Here is a 21145-nt window from a genome sequence, read left to right as displayed (position 1 = left end):
AGGCTACATCAGGAAAATAAAATATCCTATAGATGTATCAGGTAAAAAACTAGATAGTTGAAAATTAGTAGCCTATAAGGGTGTTTTTTATTGTTGAAAATTGTATTTTATCGGTTGTGAGCTTGAATTAGTCGATTTTAGGCAGCCATCCATAGATCGGGATTAGGTTCGCTCCAAAAAGGAACTATGTTTGGTTTTTCATCTTGAAAAAAATGATATGGCAATACTATCAGGGAAAAACTTGTCCCCTGTCCTTGGGGTTTTTATTCAGGCGCTAATTTGGTTGTCTTTCCTTTTCCTTATTCCCCTAAGTTTTAGTGTAAGTTTTCCTGAAGTATTTTGGATAAAGCAGGGGATTTTGGTTTTAGTGTTACTCGGTGTTTATTATTTTAATAGTCTGGTTTTAGTGCCCAGGTTGCTGCTAAACAATAAACTTATTGCCTATCTTGGGGCTATTGCTATTTGTATAGGCTTAGTGTTGGTTTTTATGCAATTGGTAGAAAATAGTCTGAACCTTCCGGAGCTTTTACATCAGGCATTCAAAAAAGAAAAACCTTATAAACCTGCCGAATCATGGTTTAGATTCGATTTTTTTATGTTCCTTATTTCCCTTCTGGTTTTTGGCGTGAGCACCAGTATTGCCCTGATTAATAACAGGAATCAGGAAAGGGAAACCAGACAGGCATTTGAAAAGGAAAAAATAAGTGCTGAACTTTCCAATTTAAAATCCCAGATTAATCCTCATTTCTATTTTAACATTTTAAATAGCATTTATGCTTTAACCTCCACCGATGCCAAACTTGCTCAAAAGGCGATTCATATGTTATCCAAAATGATGAGGTATGTACTTTATGACAGCCAGAAAAAAGAAGTACTCTTAAGTCAGGAGATCGCATTTATTGAAAATTATCTCGAGTTGATGCGGTTGAGGTTGACCGATAAAGCTGAAGTTCTGTTTCAAAAACCACAGGCTTTCAAAGATTTATTGGTTGCCCCCATGATTTTAATGCCATTTGTAGAAAATGCATTTAAACATGGAATTATACCGGGGGAGTCCTGCAAAGTGGAAATTAAAATTGAACAAACCGGAGATGAATTAAGGTTTTTGGTAAAGAATGATATTTATATAACTTCAGGACTGGATATTGAAAAAAACAGTGGAATTGGATTGGCCAACACCAGAAGAAGACTTGAGCTTTTATATCCTGGAACGCATGAATTGACCATTGAAGAAAATCAGAAAAATTTTAGGGTAGTACTTCTGCTCCATCTGGCATCGGTAAAACAATTCCAAAATAACTAGAGAAATGATGAAACTGAAATGTATCGCTGTGGATGACGAACCATTGGCTCTCAATTTAATATGTTCCTATATTGAACAAACCCCTTTTATGGAACTTGTTTCAAAATATGATAATGGTATTGATGCTTTGAAGTCCATGTATGATCAGGAAATTCATTTAGCTTTTCTGGATATTCAAATGGGAGGATTAACCGGGGTTGAACTCGCCAGAGTTACAACTGGAAGAGCCCCAAAAATAGGGATTATATTCACCACTGCCTACGATCAGTTTGCTTTAGAAGGCTACAAAGTAGATGCGATTGATTACCTCCTTAAACCTTTTAGTTATGAGGAGTTTTTAAGAGCGGCTCAAAAGGCAAAGGACAAATTTGAATTGATTGAAAATTCAAAAACCGGGAAAAAACCAGAGGAACAATATCTTTTTCTAAAAGTAGAGCACCAATTGGTAAGGGTGAATTACAAAGAGATATCCTTTTTGGAAGGGTATAAAGATTATGTGAAAGTTCATCTGGATAATGGAAAAATGATAATGTCGCTTACCAGCCTCAAAAACATGGAAGAAATTTTGCCAGAAGAACGGTTTATGAGAATCCATCGGTCATTTATGGTATCCCTGAGCAAAATAGACCTACTCACGAAAAATTCGGTTCAGATTGGTGAAACTTTTATTCCTGTCACGGAAAAATATAGGGAGAAATTTGATCAGTTCGTAAGCCAGTGGAAGAATTAGGTGTTATTTCCAGGATTGGCAAAGCAAGGCAAATTCAATAAGCCCAGTGCTCCACACGGGGTACTATTATTTCTGGGAAATAGTAATCTCTCTACCTGTTTTTTATGGCAAAAAAATATACGATTAATTTTGAATTACTAGTTAACAAACTACATTAATCGGAGTGGAAGCGGCTTAAACGAGTCAGCTCTTTTCCTCATTGATATCCTCTGAAAAACAGAAAATTGATTTGCCTTTCCTCTTTTAACCTAATGAAGTTTTAATCTTCAATTTGATCTTTTGATGATGACCAAACATCCTTCTTTTTAGAGTGAAATTTCTTATAAATGAAATTCAGATAATTTTCACAAAATAGCACTATGTGAAATATTAATATGATTTTTTTTATAAGTTTTAATCATTGTTAGGTTTTATTGGGTTTTTAAGTGTATAAATAGTAAATTTTATTGCTTTAGGAACGCTTAGCCAATAATATCGGTAAGCTTTTCCTTTTTGGTTAGTTATCAGGTGGTCAACAATACTATAAGATGGATTTTTTCAGCGAACTGTTTGGAGAGAATTTTATGCCACACGGACATTGCTACTTTTGGAAGCCGGAAATATTATGGCTTCATGTAGTTTCCGATGGGCTAATTACTTTATCCTATTTTTCTATTCCCATTGCCATGGCTTTTTTTATTGTGAAACGAAAAGATCTGGCAAAGTTTAAATACATTTTTTTCCTGTTTTGTGCATTCATTCTTTTTTGTGGGTATACCCATCTTATTGAAATTTATGTAGTCTGGAATCCAATCTATGGGATTTCAGGTATTGTAAAAGCGGTTACTGCCTTTTTTTCAATTGCCACGGCTGTAATGGTCTGGTTGGTTATACCTGTAGCTTTGGGACTTCCAAGTCCTGCAATGTTGCAAAAAAGTAATAAAGAGTTGCAAGTAGAAATTCTTGAGCGAAAAAAAATAGAATCCAAATTAGTGGAAAATCAGCATAGTTTGGAAGAAGTAATTGAAGAAGTAAAACTGACACATAAGGAACTGGAAAAGAGGGAGAAAGAGGCCGTTGAAAATAATAAATTTATTGAAAGCATTACCAATGTGGTCCCGGATACTATTTATGTATATGATTTAGAAGAGGAAAAGATTGTTTATAAAAATCAAAATTTCTCTGTGTTACTTGGTCAATTTACTCAGGAAGATGATATGCTGCAAAAGTCCTTTCTAACCAGTGTAATAGATGCCCAGGATATAAAAGGGTTCCAGGAATACCATGATAAAATCAGAAAAGATACTGATAACCAATCATATAAGATAAGCTACAGGCTTAAAAGAAAGGATGGGCAAAAAAAATGGGTGCAAAGCTATGACAGGCCCTTTTTAAGAAATGAATCAGATGGGGTGAAACAGATTGTGGGAATTATCAGGGATATCACCGAAAAAAAAGAAATAGAAGAGTCCAAAGAAAATTTACTTGAAGAACTAATTATTTCACAAGATAACCTTAAAAAGAATTCAAAAAGACTTGAACAAACAAATAATTCTTTGGTTAAAGTAAAGCAGGAGCTTGAAGAAATAATTAAAAGAGAATCAGAACAAAAAAATAAGCTTGACCAGGCTTATAAACAATTAAAGAACACACAGGGAAAAATTATTCAATCTGAAAAGATGGCATCCATAGGACAATTAACAGCTGGAATCGCCCACGAAATAAATAACCCGATCAATTTTATTAATAGTGGGGTAGATGCATTGGAAGTAAGTATGGCGGCTTTTTTACGAGTTATTAAGCAATATGATCTTCTGGAACATTTGGAGGAAAAAGAGGACTTTAAAAGCAAGGTTAAGGAACTTAAGAAAATGAAGGCTTTATTGGAGTGGGAGGAAATTCAGCAGGATACTACAGTAATGATACAGGAAATGAAAATAGGGGCTGAACGCGTTTCGGAAATTATCAGGAGCCTACATAATTTTTCTAGGATAGATGAAGCAGAATATAAACCTGCTGACATACACGAGGGTATTTTAACCACCCTTTTACTCTTAAAAAACCAAACTAAGAATGGTATAAGAATTACTACCGATTTTGATGAAAGTATTAACCGGATCTATTGTTATCCGGGAAAATTGAACCAGGTATTTATGAATTTGCTCATTAATGCGATTCAGGCAATTGAACAAACAGGTGAAATCAAGATAAAGACCTTAAATCTCGGTGATCATGTTAGTATTTCTATCAGGGACACAGGAATTGGAATTCCAAAAAAACTAATGAATAATATTTTTGATCCGTTTTTTACGACAAAAAAAGTAGGAGAAGGAACTGGTTTGGGCCTATCGATTTCTTATGAAATTATTAAACAACATCATGGAACTATTCAGGTGTTGAGTGAAGAAGGTGGAGGAAGTGAATTCATTATTTCTCTTCCCCTTCAGAAATAAAACATTAAAGATTTGAATTTTAAATATAATATAAAAAAACCGGCAATATCTATCATGACTAATTTAAAAAAATACCTTACTACTTTGAAAGTAGGAAGTATTCTGCTTGTATAAGTTTTCAATTAATCTTAAAAAAGAAATGCGCTGGCTACTTTACTTTTTTGATTTATCTGGGTGGTCTGAGCAATATTATTTTTTATTTAAACCAGACCCGGGTATGAGCCTATTCTAATATTCCCTGCTTTTTCCAAATCCATGTTATGGTATTGGCGCATTACAATGCGATTTCTATGATCCAAATACAATTCTCAATCAGGATCAGCACACAAAGCCCCAATTTGGTAACAGCGTATTTGAATACCTGGTTATTTATTTAGACTACAAAGAAAATTTGTACAACTACCATGGATAATAAATATAATGTATTATATGTAGATGATGAGTTAGGAAATTTACAAAGCTTTAAAGGAATATTCCGATTTACCTATAAAGTTTTCACTTCTCAAAGTGCAAAAGAAGGGCTGGAATTACTGGAAAAAAACCAAATTCATATTGTAATCACTGATCAGCGGATGCCTGAAATGACAGGATTAAAATTTTTGGAAGAAGCTATCAAGATCAGTCCTGATTGCATACGAATAATTGCTACTGGTTTTAATGATATTAACGTGGTGATGGATGCGGTGAATAAGTGTGGAATTTACCGCTATATTTCCAAACCGTGGAATATTGAAGAACTTAAAATTATCCTGTTACAGGCAACAGAATTATACAATTTACGGCAAAAAAATGCCCATTTGATTACAGAACTGCAACAGGTAAATTCATCCCTGGAAAATAAAGTGGCTCGACAAGTAGAGAAAATAACAGAACAGAATTTGGAATTAATTGAGCTAAATAATGAAATTCAAACGCAAAATGAAGAGCTATATACCCAGAATGAAGAACTGGATGCTACCATCCAAAATCTAAGGCTTACACAAGCCAGACTTGTGCAATCTGAGAAAATGATTTCATTAGGCATTTTAACGGCTGGAATTGCCCATGAAATTAACAATCCCATCAATTTTATAACCTCTGGAGTGGCTGGATTAAAAAAAGAGCTCCAAAATGTATTTAGTTTGCTTGAAAAGTATAGGGAATTGGATATATCTAATTTTGAGTCAGTGCTTCCGGCCATAAAAAGATATGAAAGACAAATTTATTTTGGCGATAAATTTCAATTACTCATGAAGGTAATGGGCAATATTGAGGTAGGGGCAAAAAGAACAAAGGAAATAGTGAAAGGTTTAACTTCCTTTTCGGGAAATGAAGACAGGGTAATTTCTAATTTTAATATTTGTGAGGGAATTGATACTACTTTATTATTAATATCCTACCTGCTGAAAGATAAAATTACTGTGGAAAAAGACTATCAAAAAATCCCGAGGATACAAGCATCTCCCGATAAATTAAACCAGGTATGGATGAACATTCTCATTAATGCTATTGAGGCAATAGGGGAAGAGGGCCACATTAGAATTAAAGTATACTGTCTTGAAAATCAAATAATTATTGCTATAAAAGACACTGGAAAAGGTATGTCCAAAGAAGTTTATGATCAGGCTTTTGTACCATTTTTTACTACAAAGGAAGTGGGAAAAGGTATTGGATTGGGTCTGTTTATTTCCCAAAATATTGTAGAAGATCATGGTGGTAAAATTCAGGTAGAAAGTGATGAAGGAAAGGGGAGTGAATTCAATATTTCTTTCCCTTTAATAAATGGGTCAGGTCCTTATAAAGGAAAAGTCTGAACTATTAGATAAAGGTTTTTTCACTTCACTGTGAAATTTTCCTGATTCAAACATCACTTAGTATAAGTATCAATATCACGAACCGACATTTCGAAAAGACAATTTTAACACTCAGGTTTAAATCAGAGCACGAAGAAAATATGTACAACTACCATGGATAAAAAATATAATATTTTATATGTAGATGATGAATTAGGAAACATACAAAGCTTTAAAGGGATATTTCGGTTTACCTATAGTGTTTTCACTTCTCAAAGTGCAAAAGAAGGACTGGAGTTGCTGGAAAATAATATTATCCATGTGGTGATTACGGATCAGCGAATGCCAGATATGACTGGATTAAAATTTTTGGAAGAAGCTATCAAGATTAATCCTGAATGCATTCGAATAATAGTTACTGGCTTTAATGATATTAACGTGGTGATGGATGCTATAAATAAGTGTGGTATTTACCGGTACATTTCTAAGCCCTGGAATGTGGAGGAACTTAAAATAATTCTAAAACAAGCAACAGAATTATACAAACTGCGGCAAAGTAATGCGCATTTAATTGAAGAACTTCAGCAGGTAAATTCATCTTTGGAAAATAAAATTGCTCAGCAATTAGAAAAAATTACAGAACAGCATACAAAACAAAAGAGAAGTGAAGACAAATATAGACTGATCGCTGATAATTCTACCGATATAATCTGTTTGCACCATATTGACAGTACGCTATCTTTTATTTCTCCTTCTGTGAAGGATGTTTTGGGATATAATGCTGCAGAAATTATCAAAACTTTTCCAATAGATTTCTTCTTTGAACCTGATCGTATCAAGTTTAAAAAACAATTAGTGCACTTCAGAAATAACAATTTTAAATCTTTTACAGCCGAATATCGGGTGAAAAAAGCAAATGGGCGTTTAATCTGGTTAGAATTCAATATTTCAGCCTTATTTTCCAATGAGAAAAAACTGAAGGGCTTTCAGAGCTCATCAAGAGATGTTACCAATCGAAAAAAAGCAGAAGAAAAACTTCGAAAATCCTATCAAAAAGAGAAGGAATTGAATGATTTAAAATCCCGGTTTGTAAGTATTGCCTCACATCAATTCAGAACACCCTTAACATCGATTCAGACCAATATGGATTTGATCTACTTAAAATTGGATAATGAGGAACCAGCGTTTAAGGATAAGTATTCAAAATATTTGGGTCGTATGACCGAGGAGGTAAATAGATTAACAGATTTAGTAAATGATGTCTTAATTCTTGGGAAAATACAAAATGGAAAAGTAGCCGTATCAAAACAATTTATTGATTTGGTTATATTGGGAGAAGGGTTAGAATCTAAATATAACGAAATCCATTTGCATTCTGGGCGGAAATTAATTTTCACAGTGGTCAATAAACCCTACCTGGTCTTGTTGGACTTCAAATTAATTCACATTGCTATTTCGAATTTTATCAACAATGCTTTTAAATATTCTGACACGAAAGGTGATCCGGAGCTTACCATTGTATTTAAAAAGAACCTTTTCCAGATAATTGTAAAAGATTATGGTATAGGAATTCCAGAAGATGAATTTGATAAATTATTTAATCCGTTTTTCAGGGCTACAAATGCGGAAAATATAGCAGGAACAGGCTTGGGGCTTACTATTTCAAAAGAGTTTATTGAGTTATCAGGAGGGATCATAACCATAAAAAGTCAAATAAATATTGGCACAGAAGTAATTGTAACTTTTTATAAATAGCTCAAATTTAAGTACAGCAGCACAGTTCTATTTTTTATTCTGCTTATACTTTTTTAGATATTTTAAGTTTCTAAATACTATTTGTTTCATTAATAGTCTGAATTTAGATCGTTTTTTGGGAATATCTCCAAGGAATCCTTCCATTCTTTCTACATTTAAAGAATTAAATACATTGCCCAAAACGGGCTTTTCACAGTTTTCCAAGTCCTTTTCATTTCTTTTATCAACTATTCTAAAAATTTTGTTGGCCATGAAAACATTAATAATATTATCTCCTATTTGAGCCCACTCCTGCCAGTCTGTACTAAAGGACATGGGCGGAGACACAACCAAAACAAAATCATAAACATTTAAAAGCTGATTTTTTAATGCTTTCCATCTTTCTTTGTCATAGATATCGTAAGGTGAAGATTTCGAGTTTCCAAACCATAGAATTCCAGATTCTTTAAGGTGGTCTATATTATCATTTAAATCGAAATGATATTCTTTGAGTAGTGAAGATCCAAATTCACTTTTATTTTTACTCATCCAATCAGCATGAATAATCAAGATATTAAAGCCGGTTTTTACCATTGACTCTGCTAATCTGGTGGCAATCCAGGTTTTGCCTTCTTCCTGATGGGAACTGGTAAATAAAATGACTCGCTCCTCCTCATTTAAATCCAATATTTTTTTCCTGATAGATTTAATTTGCTGACTGATGATCACACTGACCGCATTACTCATTAATTCGTCTTTTACCACTAATTTGTCCTTAAAATCAGGAATTACGGCCAACACATTAAATAAAGAAATCAATTCATAATCTTCTACATTTTTTAAAGTATTATCTAGAAGTTCTATGGCTGCAATTATGCCAATTATTAAAATAAATAACCCCATTCCTGCAGCAATTACCATAATTGCTCTTTTTGATTTTTGAGGTTTCAAAGGAATAGTTGGTTGATCAATGATTACAATATCGTTTGCAGCACTTCCTTGTTCAATTGTTTTTGCCAGATTAAATTTATTCAAAAGTTGGAGGTAAGTTTGCTGAGCTGTTTGTATGCCATCCTCCAGAGAACCAATACTGGATTCTAATGAAGCAATTTTGGATGTGTATTCTTTCAATTTATTGATTTCCCCCTGAATAATCGGAATTGTTCTATTGGCTTTTTCTACTTCAAGTTGATAATCGATAAACTTCGATACAAGTTCTTGTCTTGTACTTCTTACATCATAGGGTACATCAGCAATCAGATTGCTGATCACATTATTGATTTGCTTCTTGACAATAGCAGCTTCATGTTTCAATGAATCTCTATATCCAATTTGGTCCTGGTCAAATGCATTTTGAACAAGTTTAGCATTAAGCAAATTTAATTGTTCCTTCAGAAAAATAATTTCAGAGTTACTTTTTAGGGAAACAGGCATAGGATGACCTGTATCAAAAGTGTTTTGTAACCTATTGAGCACCTGTTGGTTGGCAGCCCGGGATTCATATAATTGGGCTTTTTCTATTTCCAGATTTACCAATTGATTTACAATGGCTTTTGTATGTTCAGGAAGGTTAATAATATTATTTTCAACTTTAAAATTTTCAAGGGCCTCTATTTTCTCATTGAGTTCTTTTTTGGCTTTTACAACTAAATCTTCATAAAGATCTTTGTCTTTGCCAAGTTTATTTTTTGTTAAGTATTTTTTTTTGTGGATAATGGCCGAAATAAAAAGTTGAATCAGATAGGCTGATTTTTCAGGATTATTTGAATCCATCCCAATCTTAATAAAATTACTATTGCCAATTCTTGAAATGGATAACTTTTTTAATAAATCCTCTCGTGAAATATTATTTTCATTTAATAATTCATTCACCTGAAAGTCGAGTTCATTATTCAGGTTAATAGTTTCATTGTTCTCAATATGAAAGGTAACTCGGTTTAATACCTCTGCGGAGTCAATTAATAAATCACTCGTTTTTTTTTTGACAAGAAAGTTATGTTTTCCTGTTAGAGCATCTTTCAGGAAATTAAGTCTTACATTATCTATTGTGGCCAGAGACTTTGATAATTCTATTAAATTTTGGAAATAAATACCAATTTCATATTGTTTGACAGCTTGTCCACTTAAACTTAAATTTCCATTTGTTTCAAGGTTTAAACTTATAGTAGCATTAGAGGTGAAAGTTTTTTCCTGATTCCTGGTAAGGTAAATTACAATACACACGGAAATACTTGGAAAAATTACCCAAAGTTTCCATTGTCTTTTAATTGCCCTAAGAATTTCAAAAAATTTTCTCATCAGAAGGTTAACGTCTGATTTAGTCCTTTACTGATGTTATTTTTTGTAAAATTTCCCTATAAATTTTTTCAGCAGTTATTTTATTTTTTAATATACCTAATTTAGCCTGATTTACTGCTCCTTCTATCATGAGGTATTCGTCCAAATCCGATTGTCCAAGCTCAAATTTTTCCTTAGTAAGTTTTGCCTGAGCTTCTAAAGAATTCATTTCGTTTATTTGGATTTTCAATGCTTCAATTACCTCAACATAATTTAGGTATTGTACATCCATCCATTTGCTAAGTTCAAGTCTTTGAACCTGAATCATATATTCCGATTTAATTACATCTCCTTTGGCAGATCTAATTCTGCTACCTAAGGTAGAAAGTCCGTACAAATCTATTTTCAAACTTCCTCCCAGGTTTGATAAAACCCCTATTTGTACATAATCAGTTTGTAAATCCTGGCTATAATTAAAAAATTGCAATCCTAAATTAAAACTAGATAACCAGCTTAGTTTTTCCTGAAAAACTTTTTCCTTTTTTTGAGCCCTTTCTGTCTCCAGAATTTTTAATTCCTGGGAATTTTCAAATAAATCTTCTTTAAGGTTTATTAAAACTTCCTGATCCACCAACTCTGCAATGTGTTCATCTGGTGATTGTAAAGTTTTCCTGTAAATATTAGTTTGTGCACAGCTAATAGAAATTATAAAAAATGTGCATATGAAAAATAAAAACTTCATAATCTAAAGAATGGTTATGTCCTTACAACGTATAGGTGAAATATTGCTCAATATGAATTAGCTAAGTTTTAGCTGCTTATCTAAGTATTAAAAACCTGTAATTTTAAATTCTGTCCTTCGGTTTAATTGATGTTTTTTTTCATCACAATCATCCCCTTCACAGTCAATGGCTAATTGTGACTCTCCATAAACCTTATAGGTTAATCTATATCTTTCAATATTGTGTTTAGTAAGGTAATGCAAAGCGGATAAAGCTCTTTTTTCAGATAAGGTATAGTTGTAAAATTCATCTCCCCGAATATCTGTATGTGAACTTAATTCCAGTGTCAGAGTAGGATTATCCTTTAATATTTGTACCACTTTATCCAGGGTGATAATTGCAGCTGGGGTAATCTCAAACTTATTAAATTCATAATATATATTTTCGATTTCAAGGATATCGTTAATTTTCATTTTCGCTAGTTTTACTTCAGAATTTAACTTAGCTTCTTTTGGAAATTTCTCAGTTTCAAATTGTTTTTTTTCGATAAAATGATTTTCCTTGTCAATAATAATTTCATATTGTTTTTCTTTATCCAAGGCAAATTGAAACTGACCCTGATCATTAGTTTTGGTAATCTCAACAGAATTATCAGATAAATCTATTCTGGTTACCTGGGCTTTTGAAATAGGGGTGTTTCCATCTTTATCCAAAGCCTGGCCTTCCAATATCGGAGATACACCTTTTACCATTTCAACTATGAGGGAAGTATCCTTGTCGGATTGAATACCCATTGTTGATATGTTTATTTGTTTTGTTAAATACCCTTCAGCAGAAAATATAAGAATTAATTTTTCTTCAGGGAGTAAATTTAATTCAAAAGCCCCTTGCTCATTGGTATAAAAATCGTTTGTAAAACCATTTTTATCTCTTGCTCTCACCTGTAAGTTTGATAATGGTGTATATTTTAAAGAATCCAAAACTAATCCCTGGATTTTCACTTCCATCTTCTTAAACAAATAAATGTCATCTCCACCTTTGCCATTTTTCCTGTTTGAAGAGAAATAACCAACAGAATTTTCATAATCCTCAAACACGATTCCAAAATCATCCTTTGGAGAGTTAAAAGGAGCACCAAGATTAGTTACACTTTTTACAAGTGATCCTTTTAAAACTGCCTTATAAATATCCAAACCTCCTAACCCACCCCTTCCTTCGGAGGAAAAATACAGCAAAGTATCATTAACTATTGTAGGGAATAATTCAGCTTCAGGAGTATTAATCTTTGGTCCAAGGTTAATTGGGGTAGTCCAACTACTTCCATTTTTTCTGCAAAAATAGATATCACTTTTTCCTTCTCCTCCTGGCATATCGGAGATAAAGAATAAAAGCTCTCCGTTTGGTGAAAGCGATGGATGCCCTGTAGAAAATTCTTTTGAATTATAGGTAAATTCAATTGGGTTTTCCCATTCTTCTCCATTCTTTATTGAAGTATAAATTTTTAACAGGCTAGTAGATTTCCCTTTTTTCTTTTTATAACTTAGATCATTTCTGGTAAAATATAAGGTTTGAGTGATTTCATCATAGGTCAAAGGACCTTCATGCATTTCGGAATTAATTGGTTTGGGTAGTAGAGTTGGCTCTTCAAACCTGCCTTCAATGGTTTTTGATGCATAATATAAATCTATATAAGGTTGCCCATCCCAATAATATGTTTTTTCCTTCCTTTTCTGAGTTCTGGATGAGGAAAAAATCAATCCATTCCCAAACGGGAATGGACTGAAATCGTTGTTAGAGCAATTCAATTCTAAATTTTTCACGTAAATGCTATTTCTAGCAAGAATTAAATTTTTTGCATTGTTACAGGACTGGATTTCCTCAACAATTTGCATGTCCTTTGGATCTAATTGAAGGACTCTTTTAAAAACGACTATGGCTTTACTGTACTCCCCGGTTTTTTTAAGTAGCCTTCCATATTTTATATAAATATTTTTTTTACCAGGGTTTCGTGCAATTAACCACTCTAAAACCTTCATTGCTTCTTCAGGTTGTTTCATTTTTGTAAAACAATCCACCAATTTTAAGTGTATATCGATATCAGATGTCATTTTTTGATTGATGGCTTCCTGAAAAAGTGGAGCCGCCAGTGTATATTCTAAATGCTCATAATGGTTATTCGCCTTATCCAAAATTACAGATTGTCCGAATAGGTTATATGAGGATATTATTAGAATACAAATGATATACGTTAATTTAGAGAATTGCCAGATTTCCATGAGCTTTGGTAAAATGATCAAAAATGTTTTAAAAGTATCTGGGACTCAATATTCTGGATTTGATTTTATAATAATCAATTCCAATAAAAATTTCATGTGACCCTGTAGTTACCCGATTCAAATCTGTAAGTGGAAAATCATATGCATAACCAAACCATAAAAATTTCTTAGTGTGGAATTGGGTGGACAAACTTATACCATCCATTGATCGATAACTAGCCCCTATCCAAAAAGCGTTATTTAATATTACCATCCCGTTCAAATCAAATTGCATTGGGGCACCTTCAACATATTTTAACATTACGGAAGGTTTTAATTTCAATTCTTTATTTAAATCAATTAAAGTACCTGCATGCATAAAATAATGCCTTACTGAACTTAAAACTACACCATTTTCCTTTGCTCCGTGGTCTTGTGATAATATTAAAGGAATTGAAATTCCTGCAAAATATTTTTCACTTTGCCAATATAAGCCCGTACCAAAGTTTTGAAGGAAATAGGATTCATCAGCTAAATTAAAGGCATTATCCCCTTCATCTATTGTATTAATTTCAGACCAGTTTTGAGTGTAATTCGTAAAAACACCCTGTAAACCAAATCTAAGTGAGCCTTTATTTAGTTTAATTTTATAACTACCCGAAAGAAAAACTCCTGTAGTTTTAGTAATACCAATTTCATCTCCTGTAATATTTACACCCAGAGCAATGTTTTTCTTTTTAATGGGAGAATGTATACCCAGGTTAAAAGTAGAAGGTGCTCCATTTAAGCCAACCCATTGTTTTCTATACCCAACCACCCCGCTTAATGTTTCTCTGCTTCCAGCATAAGCCGGATTAATGGCTAAGCCGTTAATCAGGTATTGTGAATACATGGCCTGTTGCTGGGCTGAACAATAGTATGCTCCCATGCTTAGGAACAAAACAAGGAAAATTTGTTTTAATTTATTTTTTGATAACAACATAACCCGAATAGGTTTTAAAATTTTTGTCAACCGTAATCAAATAATAATAAGTGCCATCAGGAAGTGATCCACCATTATTTGAGATCCCGGTCCAGTTATTTTTATAATTATCAGACCAATACACTTTCTGACCCCATCTATTGAAAATAGTGATGGAATGTGTAGAAAATTGATCTAATCCAATTATTTTGAAGGAATCATTTAGACCATCGTTATTTGGACTAAAGCCATTGGGAATAATTAAATTTTCCGGTTCTTCCACCACTAAAACTAGTGTAGCTAAAGCAGTTTTTTGGGGATTCCCATTATCAATAATCTGATATTTGAATGTATCGACACCAACAAATTTTGGAGAAGGTTTATAATATATTTCCCCTTCACTTATTATGATTTCACCTATTCCAGAATTATAAACTGTATCCACAGCTATCGAATCTCCATCAATGTCAAAATCATTTTCAATCGGATAAATTATTGTTTCCACACCATATTTAATAAAAATGGTGTCATTATTTGCTGAAGGAGGGTTATTGAATCGATTAATTTCAATAATCACATAAGCCTGATTACATTTTTCAGGGAGATCTTCAGTGCAAATCTGATAAATAAAAGTATCTGTTGCTGATATTCCTTCATTCGGAATATAGTTTAGTTTCCCATTCTCGTCTAAATTGGCAATTCCGTATTTTGGTTTTGTTACCAGGCCGTATTTTACCGGTACGTCAGAAGAATCATTTTCCCTTATATCAAGAGCAATGGGATTACCATCCACAACCACTCCAAAATCATTATTTCCATCAATCACTCTGGGATCAGGATTTACTTCAAAATAGACCTTACCTATATCGCAGATAACCGGAGAAGTATTTTTGCATAATTTATATTCTAAAGAATCAATTCCTTCAAAATCTTCATAAGGAGTATAGTAAATAGAGTCCTCTTTTATCGTGGCATCTCCATTTTCGGGTAATTCCAGAATCACAAATTCAACCGGATCATTTATACCATTGTTTGTTTTTAAATTTTCAGAAGTACTCACACCCTGAATGCCTTGAAATGTTAAATCCTTTGCTTTGACCTTTATATTTTCATCGCAAAGATTAGTGTTTTCTATTAATTCTACGCCATCTCTAATAGCACCATCAGTACCGTTTTCAGAAGCATAATTAGCTCCTCCCTGTACAACTATTGAAGGATTGTTGCTGTAATATATAATTCCGGATGTACCCCCACCAAAAGAAGGATTTATTTTACTAAGGTTAAAATTATTTGTCCAAATAAGTCCACCACCACCACCTCCTCCCGGACCATGATAATCATTTACCCGCTTGTAGTTATCCACATTTCCACCATTTCCACCATTTACATATACAGATAATCCAGACTGCAAATTCACTACATTTAATAACACAGTTCCTCCTGCTCCTCCACCTCCTGCACCATCATTTTCAGCAACGGTCAATACATCATTGCCATTAGACCGAATTAAATTGCCGTTATGGATAAGCGTGTTGCAACTAATGATTATTAATCCTCCACCATTTCCCCCATTTGAACTCACTCCATCTGAAGACTGAGTAGATTTATTTTGATGACCACCACCGCCACCGCTCCCCATAAACAACAAATTTTGACTTATAAAACTATTAGAACTAATTCCACCTAATCCTCCTACATCTGTATTTCCGCATCCTTTGGCTTGTTTTCCACCTTTACCTCCATTTCCGAAGTTGGCTCCACCACCTCCTCCTGTATTATGATTATTTCCACCTCCACCACCGCTTCCCAATGGTCCTCGACCACTATCATTATAACCGTATTCAACAAAAGATTCCCCTTTTCTACCTCCATTTCCATCAATGAAGGGATGAGCATAATTAGAATAGTTGCACATCACATCATTGGAAAGCGATTTGTCACCCCCTCTATAGCCCTGACCTGTTGTATTAATATCATCCTCTAAAACGATTGTATCCTTAACGTCTAAAAATAAAACGCCTCCTTTATTGCCATCCCAACTACGTGCAAAAGATTCAGAGGTAACATGAACAGATGAATAACTCGGAAATCCGATAATTTGAACAGAGTGATTTACATTATATGATTTCGATATTTTATTTCTTAAAAAAATAGTGTCCCCATTTACATAGGAAACTGTACTAATTTCATAGGTTCCGGCTTTTTTAAAAGATTTCAGCTTTCCATAATTTATTGATTCGGAAGTATCTATTTCAGCACCTTTCATCTGTATAATAAGCACTTTATCAAGAGGCTGGAATGCCGCTGCTGAATCGCTAATCAAAGAACAGTCAGACAGGAATTTGATCACTTTTGCATAGTGATTTACCTGCCCGCCAATTTCTTGACTCTGGGCAAAAGTCCCTCTAAAAATAAATAAGAATGTAAATAGTAAGATATTGAAATATATCTTATTGCCTTTAAAAATTGACATGAAAAAGTATTGTTATTTTTTGCCCTTGAATCATTTCTTCTCTTACATCATTGTAAAAGCCTTGTTATTTGTATTTATACATCTTCGCTTTGAATCAAAGCAGGAAACGTTTTGAGAATAATTTTAAAATCCATTAAAAATGAATTGTTGCTGGCATATTGGTTATCGAGGCAAACCCTTTCTTCTGTTGACATATCACTTTTACCCCGTTTGGTAATTTGCCATAAACCGGTTAAGCCTGCTGGTGCCAAAAATCGTAGAACCAAATCATCAGTAGTAAGTTTTTCCGCTTCGTATAAGGGAAGCGGTCTATTTCCAACCAATGACATATTCCCTTTTAAAACATTAATTAATTGTGGAACTTCATCTATGCTTGTGTTTCTTAGAATTCTACCTATCCTTGTAATTCTGGGATCATTTTTAATTTTATAAAAAGTATTATCGCTTTCAATATTTTCCGAAGATTCCAAACAATTTTTACATATAAAACTATCATCCCAAATTTTCCCTTCAATAATATTATGAATGGTATTATTGCATTTACTGCATTTTATCAATTGATCATTAAAGAGCTCTTCCGAACTTTCATTCCCATCCATTTGAATAGTAGAATAATTCTCTGATTTATTGTTGCCATACTCATTTAGGTGTTCAAGATCTTTGAGTTTTTTGTCTGCATCCACCTCCATGGTTCTGAATTTAATGAGGTTGAAAACTTTATAACCAGTACCAACCCTTTTCGACAGATAAAATATTGGCCCTTTTGAGTCAATTCTTATTAAAAGAGCCACTAAAATTAGTATTGGAGATAAAATTATTAGTGCCATAGATGCTGCTATAATATCAAAAACCCTTTTAATTACAGGTAATTTATATTGGTTAAAATCTTTTTCCTCACCGGCAATTTCCTGAAGTTGATCTTTATAATTTTCTATAAATTGGATTTTTAGTTTTATGGTTTCAGGATCAATCGGCAGCGTAAGCAAATCTGTTAACTTCAAGTCAGAAGCCAGTTTTTTTGCTTCATGAGGAATAGATTCCGATAGGCCAATTATGTAACTATTTGAACTGTTATTATGATTATTCAGGATTGTAGCAAAATTCCTAAAAGACATGCCTGGTAAATCTGTTTCAGAAAAAATCAGATCAGGTGTTACTCCTTTGTCTAGTTCATCAATGCAATCCTGATAATTGTTAAAAGTGAAATATTCTGTAATACTTAAAATTTTACAGAAAGTAGAAATCACATCCCGGTTTTTAGAAATTAAAAAAGTTATCATCAACAAATCTTTTAGAATCAATACAAGGTTAAACTTTTGAAGCTTTTGATCTTTTCAGTAAATTATCTACTCTGATAAGAAGTTCTTTCGGATTGAAAGGTTTCACCATATAATCCTCAACACCTACCTTGAGCAGCTTAATTTTGTCGTCAGATGAATCATTTCCGGATAATATTATTATTGGGATATCTGAGTAAAATACACCTGCTTTTAGTTGTTGGGTAAAGCTATACCCATCCAATTCCGGCATATCAATATCCGCAATTATTAAGTCAGGAATATTTTTATTAAATATCCATTTTATGGCCTCTAAACCATTTTGCTTTGTGATAACATTATAATCTTTCGCTAATACGAACTCTAAAAGCTTTCTAATAGAAACATGATCATCAATAATAAGGATTGTTTGTTTTTCCATGATAAATTTTAGTTTTAGGTAAATTGCTCTTTATTGGCTTATTCATCTTTTGATAACTTGGATTTATTCCTGTAAGTTGGTTCATTTCTAAACCAATCAGGATAAGTTTGCCCTGAACTTTCAGCCCATTCATGAAACTTTAGATACCCTTTTGTAATTGTAGTATTTTCATTAGGGAAGTTAAATGAAATAGGAATATTTATTGCCCAGGGAAAGTTTCTTGTTGTTTTATAATAACCGTTCTCTACAGAGGAATTATCATCATTTGTTTGAAATAATTCTGGGTTAGCTTTAGCTGTTGGTTGATATCCCGGAAGATGAATTTCAGCTTCTCTTTGGCCGTTTGGAATCATAAAATGATTAAATGTTTTTGAAGAAAGAGGCATTCTTTCCAACCCTGACTTAAACTTAAGAAGGGCTTCAATTTTCCCAAAGTTCTCATTACCCTGAGGAAGAACCTTTTTGGCATTGTCAAACAAAATAACCACTGGTTTTTTTTGACCAGCTTCCAATCCATTTGCAGAATATTCAATGAAATTTTCTGTATTTATGATTCCAGATAACGATACTACATCTTCGTTATCAACCAATGGCATTTCAAATCCGAAAGCATTTTTATAATAAGCCACACTGGCCCACAATTTATATTTACACAATAATTGTACAGGTTCTCTTTTACTATTCGACACTAAATGGTAGTTATAGTCAATAACAAGGTCATTAAAATCATAATCACCTTTAGTGGGCCATAAATCTTCAAAAGCGAGTGATCCATAAATGTTCTCTGCAGGATAATATTCATTGAAGGCCAAAAGTGGATCTTCAGGATATTCATCTAAATGGTCAGGAACATCATCACCATCCGAATCATCTAATTCTGAAGTTGTTTGCTCCAGATCTTCAGTTACTAAAGCCGTATATGGATTTGCAGAAATGTAAAAAACTGCATCATTAAAATCATTATCGCCAGAGGGTCGTGTGATATCTTCCATACCCAATAAAAGAATTTCCCGAGCATCATCCTTTAATAAGACAGTATGTTGTCTGAATTCTTCGTTGGTGTAAGTATTTAAATGTTTGCTTGAAAATTTTGTCTCTGGATGTGATACTACAGATTTTGAACTGTTATTCCATCCATTAGGAATTAAAAACCATCCTATTCCGGTATTTGCCGGAAATCTTCCAAGATGAACTTTATTCCCGGGATAAAGACCATTTCTTCCATAAGAGACATTTGGGAAAACAATAAATAAACTATCAATATTTTCAACAGAGCCAGGTTCGTTTCCTAACTCATATTTATAATAGCCCAATGAATTTGTATAACCTGCTCCCTCATGCACAAAAGTTACCCAAACATCTGCCTCTTCCTTTAAAATGGTATTGGTTCCGATTTCATCTTTAAGGTATTCAGGATTATATCTTGGTACCGGTCTGGTTTCTGGTAAACTAGAATTTATATCTTCTAATAACTCAGAAGGTATCACATCATTTTCAGGTTCCAGGTACTTGGGCACCCCTTTATTGGTCCATTCCCCTAAATAAGTGAAATTTTCGGCCGTTTGTTTTTTTCTTGTGGGTAAATCATTTGAGGTAGCTAATCTTGAATTAGAAAAGTTACTTTGATCTGAAAGGTTAATTATATACTCCACTCTATCATTTTTCAGGGAAATTAAATGCTCCAAGGGCATGCCAATATATTCTGTATGTAGGAATAACTCAGTTATATCCGAAGGAATATTCACCTCAGATTTAAATTTTCCTGAGTAATCAGTTATCCCTGTTAGTAATTTAGTGCCCCCTTTGTTCGGATCTGTATTGAAAAAGGTGATTAACACATTTTTTAAGGGTTTACTTTGAAAATCATAAATTACAATTTCAATATTGATATCCTTGGTGGTTTCAAAGTTAAAATCACTTGCGATAACTAAATCCTCCACCTCAATTTCTTGTACTTCCGGATTGATTTCCTCCAGATTACAGGAATTAAATAATACAATTATAAAAATGTAAATTATGAGGTTTCTCATTATTTAAAGAATAAAGGTGATATTTCTAATACGCACAAATCTAAATGGCAACTTGTGGAGAAAAATAGGTTAATTACCCAAAAATTAATGTTGGGTTTTTTGCCGATTCTTTAGGAGCTGATAATGATGCTGCAAGTTTAAAAATACGTTTATTACCTAAGGTTGGTTTTTAGGTTTTTTGCTCATAAAAGAATAATTCGATTCTGATTTTTTTGTAAATCAAAGTAATTTATAAAATCAGCCAGATGAAATACAACAGTAAATTTCTAGCAGAAATTCAAGCCATTGCAAAGATTGGAGGATGGAAATATGATTTCTCAAATGATGAAGTGACCTGGACCAATCAGATATATTATATACATGGGATTCCCACTCAGGTTAAACCGTCTTTGGATAGTGTACTTTCATTATATACAAGCCCGTCCAAAGAACTATTTTTTAAGGCTTTTGAAAAAGCAAAAATGCAGAGCATTCCTTTCAACATTGAATTAAAATTAAAAGCCCAAAAAAATGGAAGAGAGGCATGGGTTAGATGTATAGGGCGGCCATTTAAAAAGGAGGGTGAAGTATATAAAATTTCCGGAATTGTTCAGGATATAACAGAGGAAAAAAACAGTAGGGAACTTGCTAAAATGGGGGAGTGGCGAATAAATTTTAAATCTAGCAGGACGGAAGGATCAACAGAAATTTGTAAACAGTTCGGGTTGAATTCTTATGATTTTGATTTAAGTATTGAAGAATATTATAGCAAAATTCAT

Annotated in this window: 14 protein-coding genes; 6 read left to right on the top strand and 8 right to left on the bottom strand. The window is 33.1% G+C overall.

The features are described 5' to 3' along the window. The first annotated feature begins 217 nt into the window (after window positions 1–217). The 5 genes from A3EM_RS0119175 to A3EM_RS0119155 all read left to right on the top strand — a co-directional run bounded on the left by A3EM_RS0119175 (window position 218) and on the right by A3EM_RS0119155 (window position 7992). Window positions 218–1303, top strand: coding sequence for a sensor histidine kinase (locus A3EM_RS0119175; protein WP_020529862.1), 1086 nt, complete (start codon window positions 218–220; stop codon window positions 1301–1303). 7 nt (window positions 1304–1310) lie between these two features. Then, window positions 1311–2033, top strand: coding sequence for a LytR/AlgR family response regulator transcription factor (locus A3EM_RS0119170; protein WP_020529861.1), 723 nt, complete (start codon window positions 1311–1313; stop codon window positions 2031–2033). Window positions 2034–2560: 527 nt separating this feature from the next. Further along, a complete protein-coding gene (locus tag A3EM_RS46010) occupies window positions 2561–4465 on the top strand; it encodes a PAS domain-containing sensor histidine kinase (RefSeq protein WP_020529860.1) in 1905 nt (634 codons plus the stop codon). Between the two features lie 404 nt (window positions 4466–4869). Continuing rightward, window positions 4870–6258, top strand: coding sequence for an ATP-binding protein (locus A3EM_RS42950; protein WP_020529859.1), 1389 nt, complete (start codon window positions 4870–4872; stop codon window positions 6256–6258). Window positions 6259–6411: 153 nt separating this feature from the next. Then, window positions 6412–7992 carry a hybrid sensor histidine kinase/response regulator gene (locus tag A3EM_RS0119155; RefSeq protein WP_020529858.1) on the top strand — a complete coding sequence of 527 codons (1581 nt, stop codon included), beginning with the start codon at window positions 6412–6414 and terminating at the stop codon, window positions 7990–7992. Between the two features lie 27 nt (window positions 7993–8019). Here A3EM_RS0119155 and A3EM_RS0119150 read toward each other — a convergent pair whose 3' ends face one another. The 8 genes from A3EM_RS0119150 to A3EM_RS0119115 form a co-directional block, all read right to left on the bottom strand. Further along, window positions 8020–10269, bottom strand: coding sequence for an exopolysaccharide transport family protein (locus tag A3EM_RS0119150; protein ID WP_020529857.1), 2250 nt, complete (start codon window positions 10267–10269; stop codon window positions 8020–8022). Between the two features lie 19 nt (window positions 10270–10288). Beyond that, window positions 10289–10990 (bottom strand): TolC family protein, encoded by a 702-nt coding sequence (locus A3EM_RS0119145; protein ID WP_020529856.1) that lies wholly within the window; start codon window positions 10988–10990, stop codon window positions 10289–10291. Window positions 10991–11077: 87 nt separating this feature from the next. Further along, window positions 11078–13246, bottom strand: a complete 2169-nt coding sequence (locus A3EM_RS0119140; protein ID WP_020529855.1) for an OmpA family protein — start codon at window positions 13244–13246, stop codon at window positions 11078–11080. A 28-nt stretch (window positions 13247–13274) separates the two neighbouring features. After that, a complete protein-coding gene (locus tag A3EM_RS0119135) occupies window positions 13275–14207 on the bottom strand; it encodes a PorP/SprF family type IX secretion system membrane protein (RefSeq protein ID WP_020529854.1) in 933 nt (310 codons plus the stop codon). Beyond that, window positions 14188–16659: a T9SS type B sorting domain-containing protein gene (locus A3EM_RS46005; protein WP_020529853.1), complete on the bottom strand. Its 2472-nt coding sequence runs from the start codon at window positions 16657–16659 to the stop codon at window positions 14188–14190. Before A3EM_RS46005 ends, A3EM_RS0119135 begins: the two co-directional genes overlap by 20 nt. Window positions 16660–16733: 74 nt before the next feature. Continuing rightward, window positions 16734–17939 (bottom strand): sugar transferase, encoded by a 1206-nt coding sequence (locus A3EM_RS48360; RefSeq protein ID WP_020529852.1) that lies wholly within the window; start codon window positions 17937–17939, stop codon window positions 16734–16736. Between the two features lie 28 nt (window positions 17940–17967). Then, complete coding sequence (locus tag A3EM_RS0119120) at window positions 17968–18357, bottom strand: response regulator transcription factor (protein WP_020529851.1); 390 nt, start codon at window positions 18355–18357, stop codon at window positions 17968–17970. 38 nt (window positions 18358–18395) lie between these two features. After that, entirely contained in the window at window positions 18396–20387 is a 1992-nt protein-coding gene (locus tag A3EM_RS0119115) for an LruC domain-containing protein (protein ID WP_020529850.1), read from the bottom strand. A gap of 245 nt (window positions 20388–20632) precedes the next feature. Between A3EM_RS0119115 and A3EM_RS42940 the strand changes: the two genes are divergently transcribed. Then, on the top strand, window positions 20633–21145 hold a 513-nt coding region (locus A3EM_RS42940), incomplete at its 3' end, for a PAS domain-containing protein (protein ID WP_044239048.1).

This window comes from Flexithrix dorotheae DSM 6795 (assembly GCF_000379765.1).
Taxonomy (GTDB): Bacteria; Bacteroidota; Bacteroidia; order Cytophagales; family Flammeovirgaceae; genus Flexithrix; species Flexithrix dorotheae.
The sequence above is the reverse complement of the archived record's forward strand: the minus strand, read 5'-3'. Positions and strand labels throughout refer to the sequence as shown.

Bases quoted from the DNA above. Each gene is read 5' to 3' on its own strand.
- A3EM_RS0119175 (WP_020529862.1), top strand. From the start codon at position 218: ATGGCAATACTATCAGGGAAAAACTTGTCCCCTGTCCTTGGGGTTTTT.
- A3EM_RS0119170 (WP_020529861.1), top strand. From the start codon at position 1,311: ATGAAACTGAAATGTATCGCTGTGGATGACGAACCATTGGCTCTCAAT.
- A3EM_RS46010 (WP_020529860.1), top strand. From the start codon at position 2,561: ATGGATTTTTTCAGCGAACTGTTTGGAGAGAATTTTATGCCACACGGA.
- A3EM_RS42950 (WP_020529859.1), top strand. From the start codon at position 4,870: ATGGATAATAAATATAATGTATTATATGTAGATGATGAGTTAGGAAAT.
- A3EM_RS0119155 (WP_020529858.1), top strand. From the start codon at position 6,412: ATGGATAAAAAATATAATATTTTATATGTAGATGATGAATTAGGAAAC.
- A3EM_RS0119150 (WP_020529857.1), bottom strand. From the start codon at position 10,269: ATGAGAAAATTTTTTGAAATTCTTAGGGCAATTAAAAGACAATGGAAA.
- A3EM_RS0119145 (WP_020529856.1), bottom strand. From the start codon at position 10,990: ATGAAGTTTTTATTTTTCATATGCACATTTTTTATAATTTCTATTAGC.
- A3EM_RS0119140 (WP_020529855.1), bottom strand. From the start codon at position 13,246: ATGGAAATCTGGCAATTCTCTAAATTAACGTATATCATTTGTATTCTA.
- A3EM_RS0119135 (WP_020529854.1), bottom strand. From the start codon at position 14,207: ATGTTGTTATCAAAAAATAAATTAAAACAAATTTTCCTTGTTTTGTTC.
- A3EM_RS46005 (WP_020529853.1), bottom strand. From the start codon at position 16,659: ATGTCAATTTTTAAAGGCAATAAGATATATTTCAATATCTTACTATTT.
- A3EM_RS48360 (WP_020529852.1), bottom strand. From the start codon at position 17,939: ATGATAACTTTTTTAATTTCTAAAAACCGGGATGTGATTTCTACTTTC.
- A3EM_RS0119120 (WP_020529851.1), bottom strand. From the start codon at position 18,357: ATGGAAAAACAAACAATCCTTATTATTGATGATCATGTTTCTATTAGA.
- A3EM_RS0119115 (WP_020529850.1), bottom strand. From the start codon at position 20,387: ATGAGAAACCTCATAATTTACATTTTTATAATTGTATTATTTAATTCC.